General features: G+C 34.4%; 1 protein-coding gene. It reads left to right on the top strand.

What is annotated here, in order from left to right; all coding sequences use genetic code 11:
- The coding region (locus tag AC1DTM_RS19905; RefSeq protein WP_477000712.1) for a tetratricopeptide repeat protein at window positions 1-3,880 on the top strand (3,880 nt) is incomplete at both ends.

A 3,880-nucleotide genomic window follows, 5' to 3' on the forward strand; every position in this document is an offset into this window, starting at 1 on the left:
ATGCTGAACAATTGTTAAAAGATTCTTTGGAAGAGGTAAATGAAGAGGAAACTGATGCGGATGTTTTAACGAAAGCATATTTTACGTTAGTTAGATGTTTGTTAGATATGAAGCGAAATGAAGAGGCCTATGCCTATATGCAAAAGGCGGAAAAGTATAGTACACGTGCAGTTTTTGATAAATGGGGTTACTTATATATACAGACTGGTGAGTGGGAGAAGGCAGAGGAACAACTTTTATCCGGTCAGCAGCATAAAGATTGTGAAGAGTTAGCTACGTACTTATTGGCGCAATTATATGCATATAAAGGTGAACAGCAGCGAGCATTACAACTCATTAATGATGCGATTGCAAAGTTCCCTCAAGTACCATATTTCTATTTTGAAAAAGTAAAATATTTATTAGATTTAGAGCGCTATGAAGAAATGTTAGCGGTAATAGATAAAATTAATCATATGCTTCCGCATCATGCATATACAACTTATTTTATACATTTACGTGCAGAAGCATTTTATAAAACGAATAGTATTCACGATTTGCAAGCACTATTGAAAAGTGAAAAGAGTTTGAAGAATTCTCTATATCATCATATAGAAAAAAATCCTGATGGAAAAAAGGTTCGTTTACCGATAGTTCCGGTTGTACAAAAGGATAACTATTGCGTTCCGACAAGTTTGGAAATGATGTTAGGGGTATGGGGAGAAAAACGTACGCAAGATGAAATTGCACAATATATTTTTGATGTAACAGGTTCTAAGTTTTCAGATACAGTTACATATATAGAAGAGCAAGGTTACGAATATCGTTATTTTCAAGGGAATGCGGAAAATTATAAGAGATTACTCAATCAAGGTATTCCCGTTTTATTAAGTATAGATATTGAGCACGCTTCCCATGTACAAGTGCTTTCTGGTTATGACGATGTACTGCAAGCTTTTTATATTCAAGATCCGAATTTCTTGGAACCGATTCTTGTGGAATATGATAAGTTGCAAGAAAAATATCGTTATACAGATTGTTTAGCTATTACGTTTATACCGAAAGATAGAATAGAACAACTTTCATTTTTAAATGAGGAAGAACACACTTATTATAAAACAATCTTTTCTCTTACAGATCATTTAGCTGAGCAAGATAAAGAGGGGATTGAAAAGTTAGTACTATTTTTAAAAGAAACAAGTGAAAATCCAAACACTTGGCTATATACGATTAAACATTTAGATGCTGAAGTAGATAAAGATTTTATTCAGCTTTGTATAGAAAAATTAATGGAAAAGTTTCCGAGCTCTGACTTTGTGAAATTGCATAGTGCACAGTGTTTTATTCGTCTGCAAGATATGGAAAAAGCAGGACATATGCTTCAAAGTGTGGAGAAGAAAAATAGTCAAGCGTTGTATCATCTTATAAATGGACGTTATTCTTTTGAGCAAGATAATTATGCAGAAGCGATTGCTAGTTTTCGTTCATCATTACAATTGGATGCAGATCAACCAGTTGCGTGGAGTTTCTTAGCATTATCATACATGTATATGGATCAATCCGAAAAGGGGCTAGAGTATTCTCTAACAGCTATAGAACGTAGCCCAGAAAGGTTTACACTTGTAAATCACGGTTTGATTTTAATAGATTTAGAACGATATGAAGAAGCATATGTATTCTTTAATGATTTATTAAAAGAATATAAGTATGAAGCGCACATATGGTATGAACGTGCAAGATGTGCTCAGCATTTAGGAAAAGTGTATTTGGCGGTAAAAGGACTTAAAGTAGCAATTCAATTAGATAAAACAGCAGCGTATTTATATACGAAGCTTTCGGAAATCTATGAATCAGATTTGGATGATGGGAATAATGCGAAGGAAATTTTATTACAAGGAATTCAATATTGTGAAGATCAGGCATCTTTATATGTTCGTTTAGGAGATGTGCATTTTCAAAATGATGAACTTGAAGAAGCGGAAACTATATATAAGCGTTCTTTAGAAGAAAATAATGAAGATGTATATGCCCATTTCGGTTTAACTCAAGTTTATATGGCAAAGGAACAATATGAGGATGCAAAAAACTATATTGTTAGTATTAATAAGCAATTTGAAGACAATCAAGATTTCCTTATGAATGCTGGCATGGTGCTATGGGATGCTGAAATTGCATTAGGTGGGGATGAAAAAGAGTTAAAACTTGCACTTTCTAAATTAGAGAGCGGTATACGAAGCGTATACGCTAATATAGCGAGCGTGTTGGATGAGTATGTAAATCGAATAAAAGACACAGCTTTTGTGCAACGAGGCATAGCGTTTTTAAGAACGTTAGAAAAAGAGAAAACGGAAGTAATTGAATACGGTTGTTACGCTGGTGTTTTATATGAATCTATTGGACAGTATGATCAAGCAATAAAACGGTATAATGATGCACTTAAGAAAAAACAGGATTCATTGCCGTATTTCCGAATCGGTGAAACATTCATGGCGTTAGGGCAATTTCAAGAAGCGAAGCATGCGTATGAAACATGTTTAGAAATGGATAAGAATTTCACAGGTGTACATGTGCAACTAGCTGAAATATACGAAAAAGAAGAAAATCGTTCTAAAGAACAAAGTCATATGGTCCAGGCAATGAAAGAAGAGCCTTTGCATATTAATATGGAATATTTGGCACAGCTTTCAGTAGATTTGAATCTTCATGAAGAATTGCTAGTTGAACTAGAACAATTAGCAGAAGAGGTACCAGAAATATGGCGTTTAGATGCAATTGCATACGTATATGGTGCGATGAATGAGGTAAATAAAGAAAAAGAATATATTGAATGCGCAATGAAAATAGATGAAGCGCATGTGGAAGTACTATATCATTATGCGAAAGTACTAGTTAAAAAGCAGAGTACAGAAGCAATCGAAGTTGMGCTGAAAGTAATGCATAAAGATTTGGAAAGTGAACGTATATTTGGTGTGTACGTAAAAGCAATGGAGCAACATAAAAAAGTATCCCAAATACGAGACGCACTTCATACGCTAAAGGTGAGAAAAGCAGAAAGAAGTACAGCGTTTGTTTATGCAGCTACTGCGGTTGCCGAAAGATTAGTAGAAAGGCAGCAAAATGAGCAACCGAAAAAATCTATATTTACAAGAGCATTTTATCGCATGAAAAATCGTGCGAAGGAAATTTCAATGATTACAGTTGTTATCGATTTATTTGAAATCTCCTTAAAGTTAAATCCAAAAAATAGTATGGCAGCGCAGCGTTTTGCACTATTTTACGAGAATGCAGCGATGAATAAAGAAGCGATAGAGGTATTACAAACATCGTTAGAAAATAAGTGGGATTATGATGTAGCGAAGCAACTTGTAAATCTTTTTATTGAGTGTGAGGAAGAGGATATGTTACGAGATGCTTTTGAATTAACGAAACAAATGGTTCGAGAGTTACCGGATGATTATGATACTCTTCTTTTACAAGCGAATGTATTATGTAAGCTAGGCGAAGAAAGAAAAGCCGAAAAAATTCACTTGCAATTAATTGAGAAAACGCCATTTGTAAGTAGAGGATTCCTTGCTTTAGCAGAAGTATATCAAAGTCAAGAGAGGTATGAGGATGCGATTTATTTATTAGAAGATGCTTCTGTACATCATCCAAATGAAACGGCAATTCTTCTTGCTTTAGCATCTTCGTATCATAAAGCTGGGCAAACGACAAAGGCAGAAAAAATAACAAGTGAAATAGTAGCAATTGATGCTACTGACTTGTTAGCAAGATACGATCATGCTTGTTACTTAGCGTTATTAAATAGAAATGAAGAAGCGAAAGAAGAACTTGAAATTGTGCTTCGTGAAGATGAAACAGGATTTTTCGCTGAACTTGCAGAGGAAGATGAAGATTTAGC

It is taken from the genome of Bacillus sp. P4_D3 (assembly GCF_056401855.1).